This window comes from Candidatus Jordarchaeum sp., from assembly GCF_052745115.1.
The window spans coordinates 1-1,598 of sequence record NZ_JBRAKS010000550.1; the positions used below are offsets into that span (position 1 = coordinate 1).

Below are 1,598 nucleotides of genomic sequence, written 5' to 3' on the forward strand. Positions count from 1 at the left end.
TTTCCAATTTAGAACCCAAAAATAAGGGGTAGAATCGGGCGAATCTACATTACCACCTTCCCAAGCCTCCCTGATAATCTTTTCAAAACCGTCCATATCCTCATATTTCTTGGTTCTTTCCTTAGCTTTTTCATCCTTAACAGAATCATTATCATTATCCGAATTCATGATTGACATCCCCCAATGGCTGAAAGAAAGTTATTATTCTTAGTATCATGAGTATAAGGAGTAAGATACTGTTTATGACCAGCCATTTATCCAAATCCCCGAATGTTCTAAGGAAAATAAATCAAAACCCTACTTAATCATTATAATATTTTCATCTTATTAATTATATTTTTGATTTGTGCAAAAACCACGATTCTATTTTTTACTCTTAATCCCAAGTTTGGCAAGTTTAATTCAACGAATATTAAAAATCTATAAAGTGTTGTGCCTTTGAGGATAATGGTAAAAATAGGAAAGGCAAAGATAGAATTTGTTCTCCTCTTGTGCCTACAGGTTAAAGATAGCCTTGCACTCTTCGGCCAAGCCTTTGAGAAACTCCCAAGAATCGTTTCTCGTTCCCTTCATATGCATCATTCTCACATCTTGGCAGATAGGTTTTATCATCCGTTTAAGGATGTGTTCAGGTGATGGTTCGTATGGTCTAAGGGAGTGCTCGATGAGGACTTTGAAGTGTCCGAGTGTTCTTTTTACAATCTTATTCAATATAACACCTCTACGTGTCCCTCTCTTACAATAATACTAAACTGCTCCTTAGTTAACTGGATTTCGATGCCTTCCTGCTTCAGTAATCTTTCGGCTATGAAAATCCTTTGTTTCTTGTTCAGATTGGCTTCTAACAAGAAGCAGCCTCCGCCACCCGTGTATAGGGAAGCAGTTTCGAGTTCCGCCATGAAAGTAGGATTCAATAGTATGTCAGTCATCTCTCTGATTTTTGACTTTGCTTCTTCCGCAAGGAGGTTTAACTCCACTTCTTCCTCACCGTGCAGGTAACTGTATATAACGTTACTCGGTTTAAGGATATCTATGAGAATCTCCATTAGCCCAGGGATAAGTTTCTCTGGCACTTCGAAACTCATACCATTTGGTGTTGTACCTATATACATTTCAGGATCAGGGCAAAGCCAGTTGAAGAGAGCATCGGTTACTGAGCGACTAAGGCTTCCCTTCCTAGCCCCGTACAAAACGCCCGCCTTTGACCTTACCTTCTCCTCAAGGTCGTCTGGAATAGCCACTTTAATATACTTCATAAAATCATCCAAAAAACTTCTCAATTGGAACATATGACCATATTCCCATAAATACCTTTTGGGTAACTGCTGTTTCCATACGAGAGAGTTACCTTTGAAAAATTCGTTCTATTCACTTCTACACCTATAGGAAACTCTGGAAGGATCAATAGAGCGTAATACACTAACCGAGGAGGTACACAACTGCTACAGATAAGTTTATATAAATTTTCAAATATTAACTTAAGTTATAGTACTGATTAGGTTGAAGGAGGCTGCAAAATACACGGGTTTACATCCAAACACGTTGCGCAGATACATAGACCAGGGCGTAATAAAGGGCATAAGGCTTGGGAGCGGCAG

At 38.9% G+C, this 1,598-nt stretch carries 3 protein-coding genes; 1 reads left to right on the top strand and 2 read right to left on the bottom strand.

The features are described 5' to 3' along the window. Nucleotides 1-495: 495 nt before the first annotated feature. Both ACUVXA_RS20725 and ACUVXA_RS20730 read right to left on the bottom strand, forming a co-directional pair. A complete protein-coding gene (locus tag ACUVXA_RS20725; protein ID WP_445873193.1) occupies nucleotides 496-711 on the bottom strand; it encodes a hypothetical protein in 216 nt (71 codons plus the stop codon). Then, nucleotides 708-1,256 carry a hypothetical protein gene (locus ACUVXA_RS20730; protein ID WP_445873194.1) on the bottom strand — a complete coding sequence of 183 codons (549 nt, stop codon included), beginning with the start codon at nucleotides 1,254-1,256 and terminating at the stop codon, nucleotides 708-710. Before ACUVXA_RS20730 ends, ACUVXA_RS20725 begins: the two co-directional genes overlap by 4 nt. A gap of 244 nt (nucleotides 1,257-1,500) precedes the next feature. Here ACUVXA_RS20730 and ACUVXA_RS20735 point away from each other — a divergent pair. Then, nucleotides 1,501-1,598: helix-turn-helix domain-containing protein (locus ACUVXA_RS20735; RefSeq protein ID WP_445873195.1), on the top strand; the 98-nt coding region annotated here is incomplete at its 3' end.